Source organism: Streptomyces sp. NPDC052721 (assembly GCF_040678315.1).
Classification (GTDB): Bacteria; Actinomycetota; Actinomycetes; order Streptomycetales; family Streptomycetaceae; genus Streptomyces.
In genome coordinates this window covers 180,146-197,635 of record NZ_JBFATL010000007.1, presented here as the reverse complement: position 1 = coordinate 197,635, position 17,490 = coordinate 180,146, and the positions used below count along the sequence as shown (strand labels likewise).

Sequence of the window (17,490 nt, the reverse complement as noted above, 5' to 3'; positions counted from 1 at the left end):
ACGGCCTGCGGTGGACACGAGATCACCCGAGGCGACGGGAGAAGACCAGGTGGACATCGTTGCGTACGGCGTCCTCGCCGACGAGGAGCCCCTGCTGCGAGAGGCGTTCGACAAGGCGTTCGCGGACCGTCACGAGCTGCGCTGTCTGGGTCTCTTCCTGGACCGGGACACCGTGCCGACCGCACTCGGCCACGAGGTGGTGATCAGCAGCGTCAACGACACCCTGGACGCCGAGGTGCTGCGCGCCCTGGCCGAGGGCGGCACCCGGATGATCGCCCAGCGGTCCACCGGCCACAACAACATCGACCTCGGCGCCGCCGAGGCGAACGGCCTGTCGGTGGCCCGGGTCTCGTACTACTCGCCGTACTCGGTGGCCGAGTTCGCCTGGACCCTCGCGCTCGCGGTCGACCGCCGGATCGTCCGGGCCGTGCAGCGCACCCGGGAGTTCGACTTCCGGCTCGACGGGCTGATGGGCCGGGATCTGCGTGGCCGCACGGCCGGGGTGGTGGGCACCGGGAAGATCGGCACCGCGTTCGCGCGGATCGCGCACGGCTTCGGCATGCGGCTGCTCGGCTGGGACATCGCCGAGAATCCCGACTGCCTCGACCTGGGCATGGCGTACGTACCGCAGAGGCGGCTGTTCGCCGAAGCCGACCTGGTCAGCCTGCACGTGCCCCTGCTGCCCGACACCCACCACCTCGTCGACGCCAAGGCGCTGGCGCTGATGAAGGACGACGCCATCCTGATCAACTCCAGCCGGGGTGGCCTCGTGGACACCGACGCCCTCCTGGAAGCCCTGCGCGCGGGTCGGCTGAGCGGCGTGGGGCTCGACGTGTACGAGGAGGAGGCCGGCGTGTTCTTCCTGGACAAGTCGCTGGAGGTCATGACCGACGAACGCCTCGCTAGGCTGATGACCTTCAGCAACGTGCTGGTGACCTCGCACCAGGCGTACTTCACCAGGGACGCCGTCGGCCAGATCGCTGAGACCACGGTGACCAACATCGAGGACTACTTCGCGGGCCGGACGAGCGACAACACGCTGGTCCGGCCCGGGACGGCGTGACACGCGGTCCCGACCGTGCGCGGATTTGGCCCCCGCTGGTCCGCCGCCCCGGGAGTGGCGGACCAGCGCCTGCGAAGGCACCGTCGCGGGGTAAACGGAACCTACGCTTCCAGCGGTTCGGGACGGAAGACCTGGAGATGTGGTCCGCCTCACACAGGCCCGGCAGGTCCATCAGTGAGGCGCTGACCTGCGGAAACGTGCGCGATCACGGCGGACCGGCGCAGAGGAGCACCGTTCATCCCACTATCTGGGCGAGCACTCCGGTCACGGACGTCGACTGAGGCCCGTACGCACGATGAGCCCGCCCGGTCCGGGCGGGCTCACCGCTGTCCCGACACCACGGTCGTTGTCATCCTCCGTAGGCGCTGCCCCGGCGGAGGGGGCCGGCGTCGGCGTGGCGGCCGGAGCGGAGGGCGGCGTGGCGTTGCCCCGGGCCGGGACCGCCGCCGGCCGCGAGCAGGTCGGCGACGGCTCCGGTGACGAAGGCGTAGACGGTCTTGTGCAGGACGTCGAGAACGAGTTCTTTGCGCGGCCAGGTGGAGGGCGGAGCCCCCACACCGGTGGCGTTCTCCAGGATCTGGTCGTTCGTGAGGCGGACGACCGCGAACTTGGCGGAGGCGAGCGGTCCGCGCAGACCTGCCTGTGCCATGACCGAGCGCAGCACGCCGAGCGCGGCGGCCTGGCCGTAGTGCATGGCCCAGTTGACCGGCGGCGGCTGCGTGCCGGGGCGTTCGGGCAGGCCGGTCAGGCGCTGGAGCACGCGCGCGGGCACATGGGAGTCGGGCCGGCCGGTGAGGGCCTGCTCGGCCTTCTCACCGAGAGTCATCACGACGCCACCGGCGATACCGGCGATCGAGCCCTGCCACAGCGCGCGCCTGATCATGTCCTGGCGAGTACCCGAGGTGACTGCCCTCATTCGCCCCGGGCGGCCGACCGCACCCCGCCCCGGAACCGGATCGTCATGACGTCCGCCGCCGGCCCGCCTGCCCGTTCCGCGCCGCCTTCCGCCTCACACGCCGTACGGCCTGCCCGCGACCCCGCCGCCGTGCGGTGAGCAGGTCCGCGCGGCACGGGACGGGGAGGTGGCGGGAGACCTCCGGGGGCGAGCGTTCCCAGCCGTGGGCCGGCTCGCGGTCACGCTGACCGCCGAGGACCTCGTCCGCAGCGCGGAGATCGTCCCCGACGGCGGACTCGACACCTGTGTGTGAGCTGCGGCATTGCGATCCTGAGCGACAAACCACCACGATGATGCGATGACGGACGTCAAGGAGAGCAGTTCCTCATGGGCGATCATGTGCACGTGCGGCTCAGTCAGGGATTGAGCGTGTCGGAACAAGGAGAACTGATCGAGCACTCCCGCTGCCGGTGCGGAGCCACATGGACGAAGGTGTTCGAGGTCGACGGCGAGGATCCGGACCGCCCGAACCCCTCCTGACCCACATCGCCCCCCGGCCGAGGCCGTCGGCACGTCAAGCGAGCGGTCGATCGCCCAGCGTATCGACACGACGGATGCGGACCGCGTCCAGCACCCTCGAACGGGGCCGGTCTGGATCTGCCGCTCGTCCCACCAGGTGGCCCCGGCGTCGTGCAGCGGGCTCGGCCCCGGACGCGCGGTGCTCGCGTGCGTAGGCGACCAGTTCCCGCACCTCCGCCACATCGGGTACGTGCCCATGCCGTGCCGTCTCGATCAGTGGTACCGCGCCGTCCCACCGAGCTGCCCGCCGCACGGGCGGGCGACGCGGTCAGAACCCGCCGATCCACACCGGCGGCCCGGGCCGCTGCACGCCGGCGGGCAGCGGCGTCACGTCCCGGACCTCGTAGTGCCGACCGTGGTGGTTCACCGGCTCGCCGGACCAGAAACGCCTCAGCAGCTCCAGCCCCTCGTCGAGCCGCTCGGTGAGGAGGCGCGGCTCGGCGGCGTCGCCGAAGCTGCGGTACTCGTCCTCGACGTGCTGGCAGCGGCCGGGCACTTGGCCGCAGCGGGCGTGGTGACGATACGGAAGGGGGACTTCCCCACTTCAGGCGACGCGCTGCCGGTCAGCCGGCCCGGCATGATCGCGTTCGCTGTGCATGGCGTGGCCCTGGCCGTCGCCACTCGCTCGTACTGGCTCCGGGACCCGTCCAGGTGCCGGTCCGCGCGGCGTCGTCTAGTCGGCACCCCGCTCCTAGCATCCCAGCCCCGCCATGACAAGACTGTACGCATTCGTGAAATTTGAAGTAGCTTCGTGCCACTTAGGTCATCTGTCCATAAAGGTGATGATTTGGCGAGGCGAAGGCAGCAGGTCGAAGGTCTGCCGTTCCACGACTCCGTCCTGGCTGCCGCTCGCGCGGTGGCCCAGGGCGCGTCCCTGCTGTGCGCCCTGCTCGGTGCGGTGGGGCTGTCCGGTTGGATCTTCGGCATCGGTGTGCTGAAGAGCGCCCTGCCCGGCGGTGCTCCGGTCATGAAGCCGAACACTGCCGTGGCTCTCCTCGCAGTGGGTCTCTCGCTGTTCCTGGCGGCTCGCGGGCCCATGACCCGGCGGACGGTCGCCGTGGCTCGCGCGGCCGCGGGCCTGGCCGCCCTGATCGGCGGGCTCACCCTGCTGGAGTACGTCACCGGGACCGGGCTCGGCATCGATCAGCTCCTCTTCAGGGACGACAGCGTACGGCTGGTGACCGGGGCGCCCGGACGGATGGCACCGAGCGTCTCCGCGGCGCTGACGCTCGGAGGCGCGGCATCCCTGGGCCTGAGCATGCGCCGACTGCCCGCGTGGGCGAGCCAGATCTCGGGCCTGTCCGTCCTCGGCCTGGGCCTGCTGCGCCTGTACGGGTTGGCCTACGACGCACCCGAGATGGAACGGTTCGGCGCCTACATGGCCCTGCCCACCGCGCTGGCCCTGGTGCTGCTGGGCATCGCCGCATTCCTGGCCCGGCCGGACGAAGGCCTTGCGGGACAGCTGATGAACGCGGGCATCATGAGCCCTCTGGGGCGCCGACTGGTCGCCACCAACCTGGTCGTTCCGCTGCTGCTCGGCTGGGCCGTCCTGGCCGGCCAGGACGCGGGGCTGTACGGAGGGCGGCTGGGTACGGCGCTGCTGGTGTGGGGGCACGTGACCGTCTTCACCGCGGTCGTCTTCGTCGCCTTGCCCGTGGGCCGCCGAGTCGAGCTGGCACACGCCCGGGCCGAATGGCAGGTGCGGCAGAACGAACTGCTGCAGGCATTCATGGACCACACGCCCGCGGCGGTGTTCATCACGGACCTCGAAGGTCGCTTCCTGGCGGTCAACTCGAGGTTCGAGGAGAACACCAGCCTGCCGTACGAAAGCGTCCTGGGCCGGCGCGCCGAAGACGTCCTGCCGGTCGACCTGGCCCGTCATGTCAGCTCCGACGACTTCGGCACGCCGGCGCGCGGCACCGCCGTACAGCGGGAGGAGCGGCTGCTCCTGCCGATCGGCCCTCGGGATGTCCTCACCACGATGTTCCCGCTCACCGATCCGGCCGACAGGCCCTACGCCGTCTGCGGTGTGGTCATCGACGTCACCGAACGCGTCGCGGCCCAGCGTGAGGTCCAGCGGTCCCATCAGCGATTCAGCGCGCTGCTGGAATCCGCACCCGACGCCACCCTGATCACGGACGGCGACGGCACCATCGTCATGGCCAACGCGCAGGTGAAACGGCTCTTCGGCCACAGACCGGACGACCTCGTCGGCACCAGGGTCGCCGAGCTGGTGCCCGGCGAGCGGCGCCGGCGACACAGCGCGTTGCTGGACGCCTACCTGCGACTGCGCGATCCGCAGCCGGTCGTCCTGGACCGGGACCTGTACGGGTTGCACCGCGACGGCGGTGAGTTCCCCGTCGAGGTCAGCGTCAGCACCCTCCAGGCCGAAGAGGAAGCAGTGATGTTCATGGCCGTACGGGACATCACCGAACGCCGGCAGAACGAGGCGGAACGCGCCGGACGTTACGAGCAGCAGCGGCGCATCGCCTACACCCTGCAACACAGTCTCATGGGCGAGCCGCCTCGGCTGCCGTACCTGCCCAGCGCCCACCGTTACCTGGCGTCCGTCCGGGACCCCGGGGTGGGCGGCGACTGGTTCGACATCATCCCCCTGGACGCACACCGCACCGGCGTCGTGATCGGCGACGTGATGGGCCGGGGCCTGGAAGCGGCGGCCGTCATGGGCCAGCTGCGCGCCGCCTCCCACGCGCTGGCCCGTACGGGCATACCGCCCAGCCGGCTCATGACCGGCCTCGACGCGTTCGTCAGCGACCTGGCGGACCAGCTCGTCACCTGCGTCTACCTGGTGATCGACCAGGAAGCCCACCAGGTCACCCTGTGCTCGGCCGGACACATGCCGGTCATCGCCCGGCCTCCTGACGGGCCCGCCCACCGGCTGCCGGCACCGGTCGGTGTGCCGCTGGGCGTCAACGAGCTGTCCGGCGCCGCGGTGCCGTTCGAGGAGACGACCCAGCCGCTGCCCCCGGGCAGCACCGTCGCGCTCTACACCGACGGACTGGTCGAGAGGCCCGGCACCGACATCGAGGTGCAGATCGATGTCCTCACCCACACCCTCGACGGCGTGTCGAAGAACGCTCCCGCGGATCCGGACACCCTGGACGCGACCGCGGCCCGCCTGGTCGGCACCCTCATCCCGGACACGGCCACGCACGACGACGACGTGACGCTGCTCCTGCTCGGCCTGCCCGAGCCACAGAGGTGACACCGAAGCCGTGTTCAGCGGCTCGCAGCGATGCGCAGTCTGATCGTGCGGGCCTCAGGGCGAAGCGCGAAGTCAGGCCGCACATCCGGTCCGCAGGACCGTGAGCCGAGTCCGTGCTGGGCCGCATCGATGATCAGATGGCTCGTCGTCGACTCGGGAAGCTCGAACGGGTGCCGGGCCCGGGCGGTCTGCTGGGGGGTGTGGCGGCTGAGCGTGAAGCCCGGACGACGTCCGGACCTGTCCGGGAGCGCCTCGATGCGCAGCACCTCGGTGCCGCCGCTCAGCAGCGCCAGCCGGCGCAGTCGCGAGCGGTGCCCGGTCTCCTGGGGGCGCGCGTAGTCGACCGAGAGGTCGCGGACGCCTGCGGTGAAGCGCCCCGTGCGCGCCGCACGCAGACTGTCGGGGTAGGACTCGAAGGGGCCGAGACCGAACCATTCGGCCCCGTCGACCGGAGCCGTGCCGTCGGGAAGACCGAAACGGATCCCGATCCGCGGCCACACCGTCCGCCAGCCGCTCGACGGCTCGATCTCCACGAGGAGTTCCAGTCCGTCGTCGCTGAGGGACCAGACGGACTCCACCGTCACCGACGCGGCGGAGCCCGCCGCGGCGACTTTGTCGATCGTGCGCAGGGACCGCGCGGCCTGCTCCACGCACACCCGTCGCGTCGTCAGCCGGTCGAGGCCGTCGCGGCGCCACAGGTCGGCGTTGGACACTCCGGCGACGGCGGCGTCGCTGTCCTCGACCTGGTCGGACGCGCTCTCGTCGTTGTCGGTCGGTGCCCGGAACAGTTCCAGCCGTGGACCCGTCACGGCGCGGCCGGCGAGTCGTACGAGGGATCCGTCGACGAACTCGGCGATCCCCAGCGTCAGGGTTCCGTCTCCCGGCTGCCAGTCCGTCCGGGGCCGGGCCGCCGCAACGGTACGAGCTGCCGACGTGTCCCGCTGGGCCGTCGCGACCACGTGCCCCGCGGACACCCAGGCCGTTCCGGCCGCCAGCACCGCGTCGATCGTGAGCCATGTCTCGGCGTCCGGCGAGACACGGATCCGTGGCAGCGGCACCCGCTCCGAGTCGCCCGCTCCCACGACGGGTACCTCCAGGTCGCCGCTGTCCACGGGCGTCCCGTCGTGTTCGACCCGCCAGCGGAAGCGCAGATCGGAGGTGTCGGCGGAGTGCCGCAGGTTCGTGATCGTGACGCTGTCGTCGCCGAAGCCGAAGCGGATCGGCTGGACGACCGCCTTGAACTCGTGGAGGCCGGGCGTCGGCACGTCGTCGCTCAGCAGCATTCCGTCCATCACGAAGTTGCCGTCGTGCACCACCTCCCCGAAGTCGCCGCCATAGGCGTAGTACGGTGTCCCGTCCGGGGCGCTGGTCAGGATGCCGTGGTCGCGCCACTCCCAGACGAAACCGCCGTGCACGCGCGGGTACGCGTGCACCAGTGCCTCGTACTGGTCGAGTCCTCCTGGCCCGTTGCCCATCGCGTGCGCGTACTCGCACAGCAGGAACGGCTTGGCGCGCTGGCGGGCACTCTGTGCCGGAGTGCAGTGCGCCAGCGCCGAGCGGGCCCCGTCGGCGCCGATCCGCTCGATCTCCGGCACCGACGCGTACATGCGTGAGTAGAGGTCGGTGTACTCGCCGGTGTGGTCACCTTCGTAGTGCACGGGGCGTCCGGTGTCGCGGGCGTGCACCCACGCCGACATGGCGGCGAGGTTGCTGCCCGTTCCCGCTTCGTTGCCGAGCGACCAGATCACGATGCTGGGATGGTTCTTGTCCCGTTCGACGGTGCGCTGGATGCGGTCCAGGAGCGCCCCGCGCCACGCCGGGTCGTCGCTGGGATTGCCGGCCCAGTCGGCGTCTTCGAAGCCGTGCGTCTCCAGATCGCATTCCAGGACGACCCAGAACCCGAGTTCGTCGGCGAGGTCGAGCAGCCGTGGGTGCGGCGGGTAGTGGCTGGTGCGGATGGCGTTGACGTTGAACCGCTTCATGCGGGCCAGGTCTTCGCGGGCGTGCTCCTCGTCGAAGACGCGTCCACGCTCGGTATGGGCCTCATGGCGGTTCATCCCGTGGAACACGACGCGGCGGCCGTTGACCAGGAACCGGTCACCGCTGATGTCGACCGTGCGGAACCCCACACGCAGGGTGATGCTCTCGGCGGCCGTCGACACGGTGGCGTCGTAGAGGCGGGGCTGTTCGGCCGACCAGGGCTCCACGCCGCCGACGCCGAGGGGAGCCACCTCGGCGGGCGTGGCCCAGACCTGCTCGATGCCGAGTTCGGGGATGCGCAGGGTGACCGGGAACGCTGCCGCCTCGGCCGTGACCTCGGGGTCGATGCGTCCGCGCCCGTCGTCGAATCCGGTGCGCAACCAGACGTCCTCGATGCCTCCGGCCGGCCGGGCGATCACGGTGACGTCCCGGAAGATGCCCGGCAGCCACCACTGGTCCTGGTCCTCCAGGTAACTGGCCGCCGACCACTGGTGCACCCGCACGGCGACGACGTTGTCGCCCGGGCGCACCGCCGAGGTGACGTCGAACTCGTGGGCGAGCCGGCTGCCGGCGGCGCTGCCGGTCTCCACGCCGTTCACCCACACCCTGAAGAGCGACTCGACCCCGTCGAAGCGCAGCACGATGCGCTCGGCGTCCGACCAGTCGGCGGGTAGGTCGAAGTGCCGCCGGTAGTCGCCGGTGGGGTTCTCGTCCGGCACGTGGGGCGGGTCGAGGGGGAAGGGGAACCGGATGTTCGTGTAGAGGGGCCGGCCGTAGGCTCCGTCGCCCTGGAGCACCCAGTGGGAGGGAACGGGAATGCTGTCCCAGCCGTGGTCGTCGAAACCCTCGGCCGCGAAGTCCTCGGCCTCCGTCGCCGTGGGCGACAGCCGGAACCGCCATGGCCCGTTCAGTGTTCGAGAGGGAGCGTCGGAGTGCAGCCACGACCGGGCGGGACGCAATGCCCCGCGTCCTGGCGCGAGGTCCGAGACATGGGCGGAAAGTCTGGAGGACAAGAGGTCACGACTCTTTCTCGGGTGCGAGTGTGCGCGTGTGCGAACGGGCCCGTCGAACGCCTGCGTCGACCGGTCAGCGCACCCTGACGGTGCGGATCTCCCACGGAGCGAGGTCGAGTCCGAGCCCGTCCCGCACCGGTGTCCCGGACAGGGGCCTGCCCAGCAGGTCGACCGTGGTGGCTTCCGTGAACGGGCCGGTGACGCGGACGCGCGACCCCCTGTCGCTCATCGCCGTCAGCCGGATCTCGGTACCGGCTCCGTGATCGGCGTCGGTGACCCGGCGAACGGTCGAGACGAGGACGTTCGTGCCGTCGACCCGTATGCCGGTCGCGTCCGGGGGCAGGTGACCCCCGGCGGCGGCGGTCCCGCGGGTGACGAGTACGTCGTTGCGGAACTCCTCGGCGCGAGCGACCGCGCCCGCCCCCTGCCAGCCGGCCGCCGAGGGCAGCACCGCGAAACGGTTCTCGACGCGCATGCCCAGGTCCTGCGCACCCGGTGCGGGGATCTCGCTCGCCGCGGGCTCGTCACGGAGGGGATGGATGTTGACGCTGATCGAGCCGATGGCCCGCAGCAGGGTGAGGGCGAGTTCGCAGCCGCCGTCGACGAGTTCGTACTCACTGGAGTGCGCGAGCAGGACGTGGGCGGCGCCGGCCGACACGAAGGAACTCGCGGGGAAGGTCGGGATCGGGTACTCGCCCCAGCCGCCTTCGGCACTGAGTCCGCGTTCGGTGACGGCGAACTGCCCGGCGGAGGCGGACTTGTCGACGGGTTCGGGCAGCGGCACGTGGAAGCGCAGCCGGTGGTCGGCGGACTGGTTCAGGAACGAGGTGGAGACACGGACGAACGGCTCACCGACGCGCACTTCCACGAGCGTGTCGACCGGCGTGGACACGGTCCGGCCGCTGCGCAGGTCGCGGTCGGAGGAGAGCGCCGCGGGCCACTCGTAGACACGGGTGACACGCAATCTGGAACGCAACGGGCCGCTTTCGAGGAGTTCCACGCCGATCTCCGCCGGCTCCGACACGAGCACGTCCCGGGCCGGAGGAGCGTAGTTGTAGCTGTCACCGCGGTCACCGCCGTCGACGAGCCGGCCGACCCCGTTCAGTACGGTGCCGTCGGCGCCGGTGACCTTCAAGGTGCCGTCTTCGGCGACTTCGACCTCGACCAGCCCGTTCGACAGGGTGCGGGCCGTCGCCGTCGCCGCAGCGGGTGTGGCCGCGGGGGCGGCAGGCCGGTCGTTCGGCGTGACCCGGAAGCTCGCCAGCCCGGAGGCGGGGACGTGCACGGGCACCAGCGCGGTGGCGCGGGCCTCCTGAAGCGTCAGCACCCTCCACTCACCCGGATGCGCGGCAGCGGCGGCGGCGACATCGCGGCGCAGAACGAGCAGATCGAACGGTCCACTGGCCGGCACCTCGGCGAGGTGGAAGACGAGCGCCCCCGGGGTGAGGTCGTAGCGGTCGATCAGCCGCCCGAAGAGTTCGCGGCGATGGATCCGACGCAGCACGCGTTCGAGCTGCGAGGCGTCCACGCGCTCGTCGCTGAGCACGGTCGGGGCCTCGGAGACCAGTTGCACGGGGTGTCCGGAGCCGTCCGGCGTGGTGGCGACCAGTGCGGTCCCCTCGGGCGGGGCCGTGACCTCCACCTCGACCAACGCCTCGCGGGGGAACGGCAGCGGATTGGCGACCAGGTGGCCGTCGCTCGGCACCAGGGCGGCGGGCTCGGCGAGAGCCGCGTCCCGTACGGCGCGGGCGATCTGCGCGGCTTCGGCGAGCCGTGCTTCGACCTGGGCGCAGGTCTCGTCGGTGCCGGAGCCGACCACCGAGTCGTGTGCCGTCGACTCGACGATCTTGTGCCAGGCGAGCGAGAGGAACGGCGCGTCGTCCCGCCCGGACCACAGCGCGTTCACCCGCTCGGCATGGTCGATGGTGCGCTCGGCCACGGCCATCCGCTGCTTGAGCCCGAGCCGGACGGACAGCACGCCCGGCAGGATGTTGCCGCGCACATGACTGCGTAGCTCACCGGTCACGACGGTGGTCGCCTCGTCGCGCACGTGCTCGCGGACGTACTCGGCGAGTGTGGCGAGGGTGATGGCGCGGTCCGGGCCGGCCGCGCGCCGCAGCCAGGCCGCGAGCCGCGGGTCGGGTGCGGTGTGGTCGGTGCCGGCCATCGCCAGCACCGGGTCGTCGCCCCAGCGCCGGGCCGTCGTCTCCGCGTACTCGCCGAGCGCGCGGCCGATCCGGTCGGGTACCAGCAGCAGGTCGAGGCCGTTGTCGTAGCCGTCGAAGAGGAACTCGGTGCGCACTTCGGAGCCGTCGGGAGCGCGCCAGCGAAACGCGTGACCTTCGACGGCACCGGGCACCCCGCGCCACAGGGCCGCGTGCTCGATGCCGGCCCGGGCCAGGATCTGCGGCATCTGCGCGATGTGGCCGAACATGTCCGGCAGATAGCCGATGGGCATCGCTCCGCCGAGGCTCTCCGCGACCGCCCACCCGAGCTGCAGGTTGCGGACGATGGTCTCGCCGGAGCAGAGGAACTCGTCCAGAAGGATCAGCCACGGCCCGATGGCGAGCCGGCCCTCGCGGACCAGGGCCGTGAGACGGTCGCGGTTCTCCGGGCGCATCTCCAGGTAGTCCTCGATCGCGGCCATCTGACCGTCGACGGTGAACCGGAAGTCCGGGTCCGCCTCCGCCGTCTCCAGCACGGTGTCGAGGGCGGTGACGAGCCGGTGCCGGAACACCTGGAAGGGCTCGTACCACTCGCGGTCCCAGTGGAAGTGGGGCACGAACACGGCCGCTTTGGGCATGGCGACAGACACCTTCTGTGCGGGGGCGGACGTCACTTGAGGGACCCGGCGGCGAGCCCGCTGCGCCAGAACCGCTGGAGGAGGACGAACACGATGATCACGGGCACGATCGACACCAGCGAGCCGGTGATCACGGACTGCTGCAGCAGCGGGGCGCGAGCGGTCTGGCCGTTCCACTCGAACAGGCCGAGCGTGATCGGGAACAAGGACTCCTTCTGCAGCATCACCATCGGCAGGAAGAAGTTGTTCCAGATGGCCACGAACTGGAACAGGAAGATGGTCACCAGGGCCGGCGTCATCAGCCGGAACGCCACCGAGAAGAACGTGCGGAACTCACCCGCGCCGTCCAGCCGCGCCGACTCGATCAGCTCCTGCGGGACGGACGCGTTCGCGAAGACACGCGCGAGGTAGACGCCGAACGGGCTGACGACGCTGGGCAGGAAGACCGCGAGATAGGTGTTGACGAGCCCGGTCGCCGAGAACAGCAGGAACAGTGGCAGGGCGAGCGCGGTGGTGGGTACGAGGACGCCGCCGAGGACGACGGAGAACAGCACTTCCCGGCCCCGGAACCGGAACTTGGCGAGGGCGTAGCCGCACAGCGCGGAGATCAGGGTGCCCACGGCCGCGCCCAGCACCGCGTAGACGACGGTGTTGAGAGCCCAGCGGCCGAAGATGCCGTCGCTGCGGGTGAACAGGACGCGGAGGTTCTCGAACAGGTTGAGGTGCGAGAACACCAGCCCGTTGGTGGAGGCCAGATCGCCCTGCGGCTTCGTCGCCGCGACGACGAGGAAGTAGACGGGCAGCAGGAAGTAGACGGCCAGGAGGAGCATCAGGGCCATGGCGGCCGTACGGCTGACACGGCTCTCACGGATCACGGAGGGGTTGCTCACAGTCCGGCCCTCTTCGCGGTCAGTCGCATGAACCCGAAGCTCAGCACGAAGGTGATGACGGCGATGACCACCGAAATGGCCGCGGCCTGCTGGTAGTTGTTCCCGGAGGCCACCGTGTACGCGAGCATGTTCGGAGTGAACGTGCTGGAGATGTTCGAGGAGATCTGGCGCAGCACGGCCGGCTCGGCGTACAGCTGGAGCGTGCCGATGATCGAGAACACCGAGGTCAGGACGATCGACGGCGCGATGACCGGAACCTTGACCCGCCACGCGATCGTCCAGTTGCTCGCGCCGTCGATCTTCGCGGCCTCGTACAGCTCCTGCGGGATCGACTGCAGCGCCGAGAACATGATCAGCATGTTGTAGCCGGTCCACAGCCAGGTGGAGACATTGGCGGTCGACCAGAGCACGGCACCCGGGCCGAGGAAGTCCGGCTTGAGGCCGATGCCGCTCAGCAGATCGACGACGGGGCTCAGTTGGGGCGAGTACAGGTACGACCACATGATCGCGGCGATGACTCCGGGCACGGCGTACGGCATGAACGCGGTGATGCGGAAGAACGCCTTGAGCTTCAGCAGCGGAGTGTCCAGCAGCAGCGCGATGGTCAGAGCGACGAACAGCATGACCGGCACCTGCACGACGCCGAACAGCCCGATGCGGCCGATGCTGGCCCAGAACTCGGTGTTCCGCAGCGCCTGCGCGTACTGCTCGAAACCACCGAAGGCCGTGTACGAGGTCCCGTACTGCCCGCCGGTGCGGCGCACCACCCGGAAGCTCTGCCAGAGGGCGTAGCCGACGGGCACCAGGTAGAACAGCAGGAACGGCAGGAAGAAGGGGGTCAGGAACGCGGCGACGGTGCCCGCCCGGGGTCCGCCGCCGTCAAGACGGCGGCGGACGCGTGTCGGTGCCACCACGGGTGTCGCGCGGGCTGCGGTGTCGGTCATGCTGCGGTCACTTGCCCGCCGTGACCGGGATCGCCTGGTCCTTCATCGATTTCAGCGCGGCGTCCTGGGCGGTCGCGAGCGCGTCGGTGAGCGTGCCGTCGCCGGCCGCCGCCTTGGCCATCGCGTCCTGCAGCGCCAGGTTCACCGTCTTCTGCGTGGGACCCCAGGCGAAGCTGGTGTCGATCTTCTTGGACGAGTCGGCGAAGACGTCGAAGACCTTCTCGTTGCCGTAGTACGGAACGCCCTTCTTCAACGCGGGAAGCCGCAGTCCGGCACTGGCAGCCGGGTACAGGCCGCCCAGCTTGTTCTCCAGCGCGAGCGCCTGCGGATCGGTGTTCAGCCAGGTGTTGAACTCCACCGATTCGTACAGGTGCTTGCTGCCCTTCATGAACGCGACGGTCGACCCGCCCCAGTCACCGGACGCGCCGTTCGTGCCCCAGGTCGGCATCGGGACGACCGACCACTTGCCGGCCTGCTGGGGGAGGTTGTCGCGGAACATGCTGTAACCCCAGGCGGCACCGACGTAGCTGGCGATCCGGTCCTTCTGGTACGCGGCGTACATCTGCGTCGAACCGTTGGCGAGGTCCGTGCGCACGAGTTTGCCGGAGATCAGCTTCTGCCAGTACGCCGCGACCTGCCTGCTCCGGTCCGAGTCGACGGTGACCTGCCACTTGCCGTCGGAGTAGCCGTACATCTTCGCGTCGTTCTGCCAGAGGAGCCCGTTGAACCACTCGGCGTTGTTCGGATCGAAGAACGTGATGGTGAGGTCGGGGTCCGCCTTGTGCAGTCTCTTCGCCGCGGACGCGTACGCGTCCCAGGTCGTGGGGACGGCGACGTCGTACTTCTCGAAGAGGTCGCGGCGCACGAACAGGGCCATCGGGCCGGTGTCCTGCGGCATGGCGAACACACCGGTGCCGCCGAAGCTGGTCTGGGACCAGGTCCACGGGACGAACTTCGGCTTCGCCGCGGTGGTCGCCTTGCAGGCCGAGGCGTCCACGAAGGCGTTCTGGGTGCGCAGGTTGGGGAGTTCGTCGTAGCCGACCTGCGCCAGGTCCGGCGCCTTCCCCGCCTTCAGAGCGTTTCCTATGGCGCCGTACTGGTCGTTGGAGATGTTCTTCGTCTCGACCTGGATGTCCGGATGCCGCTGGTTCCACAGGTCCACGACCTTGTCCATGCCCGGAACGGTGTTCCAGTACTGGAGGGTGACCTTGCCCTTGGAGGGCGTGCAGGGTGCCGCCGTCGCCTCGCCCGACGGAGCGGGCGAGGAGCATCCGGCTAGTACGGCGACACCGGCTGCCGCGGCGACGGTGGCGAGGCGGGTGCGCATGACTGTGCTGCTCATGTTTTCCGTTCCCGAGAACGGCCGGCGACTGGCGCCGGCCGGGTCGACGTTGACTCACTCAGGCGGGATGCCGCGGTTGACATGGACGGACGCGACGGTGCCGGATCGGTCGCCGAGCACCGTGGCGGGAAGGGGGAAGCTCCTGTAGTTTCCGTCCGTGAGCGTTCACGGGAACGTTCACGGGCGCTGTAAAACGTTCGGAAGTGTGCGCTCGGGTGCGGTTGAGTGTCAAGACTCTCGGATCACGAGGGGGAGGTGAGGGACAGTGCCGTCCGGGACCGAGTCCCGCAGGGTGACGATCCATGATGTCGCCCGCGCCGCCGGGGTGTCCCGGCAGACCGTGTCACGCGCGCTGAACGACAAGGGGGAGATCGACGACTCCACCAAGCAGCGTGTGCTCGACGCCGCGCGGACGCTGGGATACCGTCCGAGCCGGTTCGCCAGAGGGCTGGTGCGCCAGGACACCATCAGCGTCGGCCTGGTGATCCCCGACCTGCTCAACCCGTTCTTCACCGAGGTCGCCGCGGCGGCGCTGGAGGCGGCCCGTGCCCGCGGATGGCATGTCCTGGTCTACGACACCGCGGACAGCGCACAGGAGGAGCTCAGCACACTCCAGGTGATCGCCTCCCAAGTGGACGCGGTCGTCGGCTACTTCAGCCGGTCCGAGAGCGAGATCGAGCAGTGGACCCGGGGGCTGCCGGTGGTCCTCATCGACCGTGGCCAGGACGCCGAACGCTTCAGCTCCATCCGCGTCGACGGAAGGGACGGGGTCAGGGCGGCCATCGCACACCTCGTCCAGGCAGGCCACCGGCGTATCGGCATGCTCGACCACGCTGCCCGTGCCGAGCCCAGCGTCCGGCACGCGTGGTTCGCCGACGCGCTGACCGCCTGCGGACTCGGTGAAGGACCCGTGTGCCGCGCGGATCAGAGCGTGGAGGGCGGCGAGAGGGCGCTGGAGAACCTGCTCAGCCACCATCCCGATGTGACCGCTGTCTTCGCCTTCAACGACGTCATCGCCATCGGCGCGCTGCGTGCCGCGCGCCGGACGGGACGCCAGGTGCCGCGCGACCTGGCCGTGATCGGTTTCGATGGAGTGACGCTCGGCACGCTGGTCGAGCCCCCACTGTCCAGCGTGGCTCTCGACACCCGCCGACTCGGAGCACTCGCCGTCGAACAAGCCGCTCGTCTACTGACCGGTGACAGCCCGCTCGACCCCGACGACCTCGTGGCCCGCGCGGAACTCCTGCTCCGCGAGTCCGCGTAGGTCCGCCACTCACACGACCAGGGCGACGAGCGTCGCTGGGTCAGCGGACAGCCGAGGCAGAGCGCACCTCTGCCCCAACGCACCGCCGGCCGCGGCTGAGCGATCGGTGCGAGACGATCCACGAACGCGGCCCTGAGTACGTCCAGCGCCCGCCCCATGCGTTCCGGCGCCTCGTCGACGACGTCCGGGCCGGGCAGCAGAACTCGTACAGGAACCTCCCGTATCGGCCGCATCAGCCGCTCCGCGAACTCGCGGGCATGGTCCAGGTCGTGTGCGCCGGCGCTGATGTCCAGGCCGTGGTCCTCCGTTGCCTCCCACTGCTCATGCTTGGCGCCCGCCGACGTGGACGATGAGACTGCCGGCCACCGCGACGATGCCCGCGATCAGTGCGGCGACACCCCTCCCATGCCTCTGTCATGCCGTGCGTTCTCCCCGACAGCGCTCGAACCGCCGCCCTCGGACGAAGGTGTGTGCACGCAAGCGCCCAGGGGTGGCCGGCGAGCGAACGCAGCGCCGCCGTCGGGCCGTCGGCTGCCCCTGCGTCGACCGGTGTTGTCGTTGCGCGTGATGGGCATGTTTGCCGGTGCCGGTCACTCGTTCGGCGTCCTGGGGGTGCCGGCGCGGCTCGTCCGCACTCGTCGTGCCTGAGGTGCCGGGGGGAGCGGGTGCGGCCGCGAGGGTCCCTGCGGCCGCAGCGCCGCCTCGGCTACGCGCGTGCTAGCTGGCGTACCACTTGGAGCAGGCGCTCTTCTCCACGTACGGAACGCCGTTGGAGTGCATGCGCCAGTAGGCGCCGCAGACCCTCACCCAGCGTCCCCGGACCCAGTTGACCGCCTTGGTGTGCGCCCGGAAGGGCGGACCGTCCTCGCGCCGCACCACCCCGGCGTCCAGCATCACCTTGTGGTAAGGGCTGCCACAGGCGTGGTAGGTGCGGCCGTGGTCGTCGGACCAGTCGAACCAGACCTGGGTCCCGGGCTCGGTCGCGGCGTCGATGCCGGCGTTCACCCGTGCCCAGGCGAACCAGGTGCCGTGCGACTTGGCGTTCCGCAGCTCGACCAGCGTCGGCCCCACCGTGAGCGTGTGGTCCGTGGTGGCATGCGACAGAGAACGGGGCTCCAGTCCCTTGCCGTTGTTGTAGCCGCACGACCAGTTCTGGAACCCGGACGCGGCCTGAACCGCCGTGCCGGCTCTCTCCGCCGCCTGCCCCGGGGTGGTTCCGGCAAGTCCGGCACTCAGCGCTGCGACCGCTGTCGCGAGCGCGAGCCGCTTGTACACGTTCATCTTCCGATTCCCTTCCGCTCCGTCGGCCGGACAGCCCGTCCGTGCCGTGTGACCTCGACTTTTCCGCCCGTCGGATTGAATGGGCAGTCGGTTGCGCCGGTCTGATCAATGGCCGCGGCGCGCGCAGGGGCACGAGGCGTGCGGTGACCGAAGACGGTGCCTGTGGTTTGCCCTCGTGCCGGAGGTGCGCGTAGCTTCTCGGGCCACAGC

At 70.3% G+C, this 17,490-nt stretch carries 10 protein-coding genes and 1 pseudogene; 3 read left to right on the top strand and 8 right to left on the bottom strand.

The genetic code is table 11. From position 1 onward, the window contains the following. The first annotated feature begins 49 nt into the window (after nucleotides 1-49). Nucleotides 50-1,063, top strand: a complete 1,014-nt coding sequence (locus AB0L21_RS10160; protein ID WP_365701923.1) for a 2-hydroxyacid dehydrogenase — start codon at nucleotides 50-52, stop codon at nucleotides 1,061-1,063. Between the two features lie 349 nt (nucleotides 1,064-1,412). Here AB0L21_RS10160 and AB0L21_RS10155 read toward each other — a convergent pair whose 3' ends face one another. After that, nucleotides 1,413-1,946 carry a hypothetical protein gene (locus tag AB0L21_RS10155; RefSeq protein ID WP_365701921.1) on the bottom strand — a complete coding sequence of 178 codons (534 nt, stop codon included), beginning with the start codon at nucleotides 1,944-1,946 and terminating at the stop codon, nucleotides 1,413-1,415. 654 nt (nucleotides 1,947-2,600) lie between these two features. Beyond that, nucleotides 2,601-3,012, bottom strand: a pseudogene (locus tag AB0L21_RS10150) (LLM class flavin-dependent oxidoreductase); the annotation flags it as partial. Between the two features lie 312 nt (nucleotides 3,013-3,324). Here AB0L21_RS10150 and AB0L21_RS10145 point away from each other — a divergent pair. Beyond that, entirely contained in the window at nucleotides 3,325-5,763 is a 2,439-nt protein-coding gene (locus AB0L21_RS10145; protein WP_365783279.1) for a SpoIIE family protein phosphatase, read from the top strand. Nucleotides 5,764-5,777: 14 nt separating this feature from the next. On the opposite strand, the gene AB0L21_RS10140 is transcribed toward AB0L21_RS10145, so the two are convergent. The 5 genes from AB0L21_RS10140 to AB0L21_RS10120 form a co-directional block, all read right to left on the bottom strand. After that, nucleotides 5,778-8,756, bottom strand: coding sequence for a glycoside hydrolase family 2 TIM barrel-domain containing protein (locus AB0L21_RS10140; RefSeq protein ID WP_365783277.1), 2,979 nt, complete (start codon nucleotides 8,754-8,756; stop codon nucleotides 5,778-5,780). 73 nt (nucleotides 8,757-8,829) lie between these two features. Beyond that, a complete protein-coding gene (locus tag AB0L21_RS10135) occupies nucleotides 8,830-11,559 on the bottom strand; it encodes an alpha-mannosidase (protein WP_365783276.1) in 2,730 nt (909 codons plus the stop codon). Nucleotides 11,560-11,591: 32 nt separating this feature from the next. Beyond that, nucleotides 11,592-12,398: a carbohydrate ABC transporter permease gene (locus tag AB0L21_RS10130; RefSeq protein WP_365701998.1), complete on the bottom strand. Its 807-nt coding sequence runs from the start codon at nucleotides 12,396-12,398 to the stop codon at nucleotides 11,592-11,594. 47 nt (nucleotides 12,399-12,445) lie between these two features. Beyond that, nucleotides 12,446-13,393, bottom strand: a complete 948-nt coding sequence (locus AB0L21_RS10125) for a sugar ABC transporter permease (RefSeq protein ID WP_365783274.1) — start codon at nucleotides 13,391-13,393, stop codon at nucleotides 12,446-12,448. Nucleotides 13,394-13,400: 7 nt separating this feature from the next. Then, nucleotides 13,401-14,735 carry an ABC transporter substrate-binding protein gene (locus AB0L21_RS10120; RefSeq protein WP_365783272.1) on the bottom strand — a complete coding sequence of 445 codons (1,335 nt, stop codon included), beginning with the start codon at nucleotides 14,733-14,735 and terminating at the stop codon, nucleotides 13,401-13,403. A 265-nt stretch (nucleotides 14,736-15,000) separates the two neighbouring features. Here AB0L21_RS10120 and AB0L21_RS10115 point away from each other — a divergent pair, with 265 nt between their 5' ends. Further along, nucleotides 15,001-15,999, top strand: a complete 999-nt coding sequence (locus AB0L21_RS10115; RefSeq protein WP_365783270.1) for a LacI family DNA-binding transcriptional regulator — start codon at nucleotides 15,001-15,003, stop codon at nucleotides 15,997-15,999. Nucleotides 16,000-16,716: 717 nt separating this feature from the next. On the opposite strand, the gene AB0L21_RS10110 is transcribed toward AB0L21_RS10115, so the two are convergent. Further along, nucleotides 16,717-17,280, bottom strand: coding sequence for a hypothetical protein (locus AB0L21_RS10110; RefSeq protein ID WP_365783268.1), 564 nt, complete (start codon nucleotides 17,278-17,280; stop codon nucleotides 16,717-16,719). Nucleotides 17,281-17,490 lie beyond the last annotated feature (210 nt).

What these genes read in the sequence shown, in the direction of transcription:
- AB0L21_RS10120 (WP_365783272.1), bottom strand. Translation starts at nt 14,735, where the DNA reads ATGAGCAGCACAGTCATGCGCACCCGCCTCGCCACCGTCGCCGCGGCA.
- AB0L21_RS10110 (WP_365783268.1), bottom strand. Translation starts at nt 17,280, where the DNA reads ATGAACGTGTACAAGCGGCTCGCGCTCGCGACAGCGGTCGCAGCGCTG.
- AB0L21_RS10125 (WP_365783274.1), bottom strand. Translation starts at nt 13,393, where the DNA reads ATGACCGACACCGCAGCCCGCGCGACACCCGTGGTGGCACCGACACGC.
- AB0L21_RS10130 (WP_365701998.1), bottom strand. Translation starts at nt 12,398, where the DNA reads ATGGCCCTGATGCTCCTCCTGGCCGTCTACTTCCTGCTGCCCGTCTAC.
- AB0L21_RS10155 (WP_365701921.1), bottom strand. Translation starts at nt 1,946, where the DNA reads ATGATCAGGCGCGCGCTGTGGCAGGGCTCGATCGCCGGTATCGCCGGT.
- AB0L21_RS10135 (WP_365783276.1), bottom strand. Translation starts at nt 11,559, where the DNA reads ATGCCCAAAGCGGCCGTGTTCGTGCCCCACTTCCACTGGGACCGCGAG.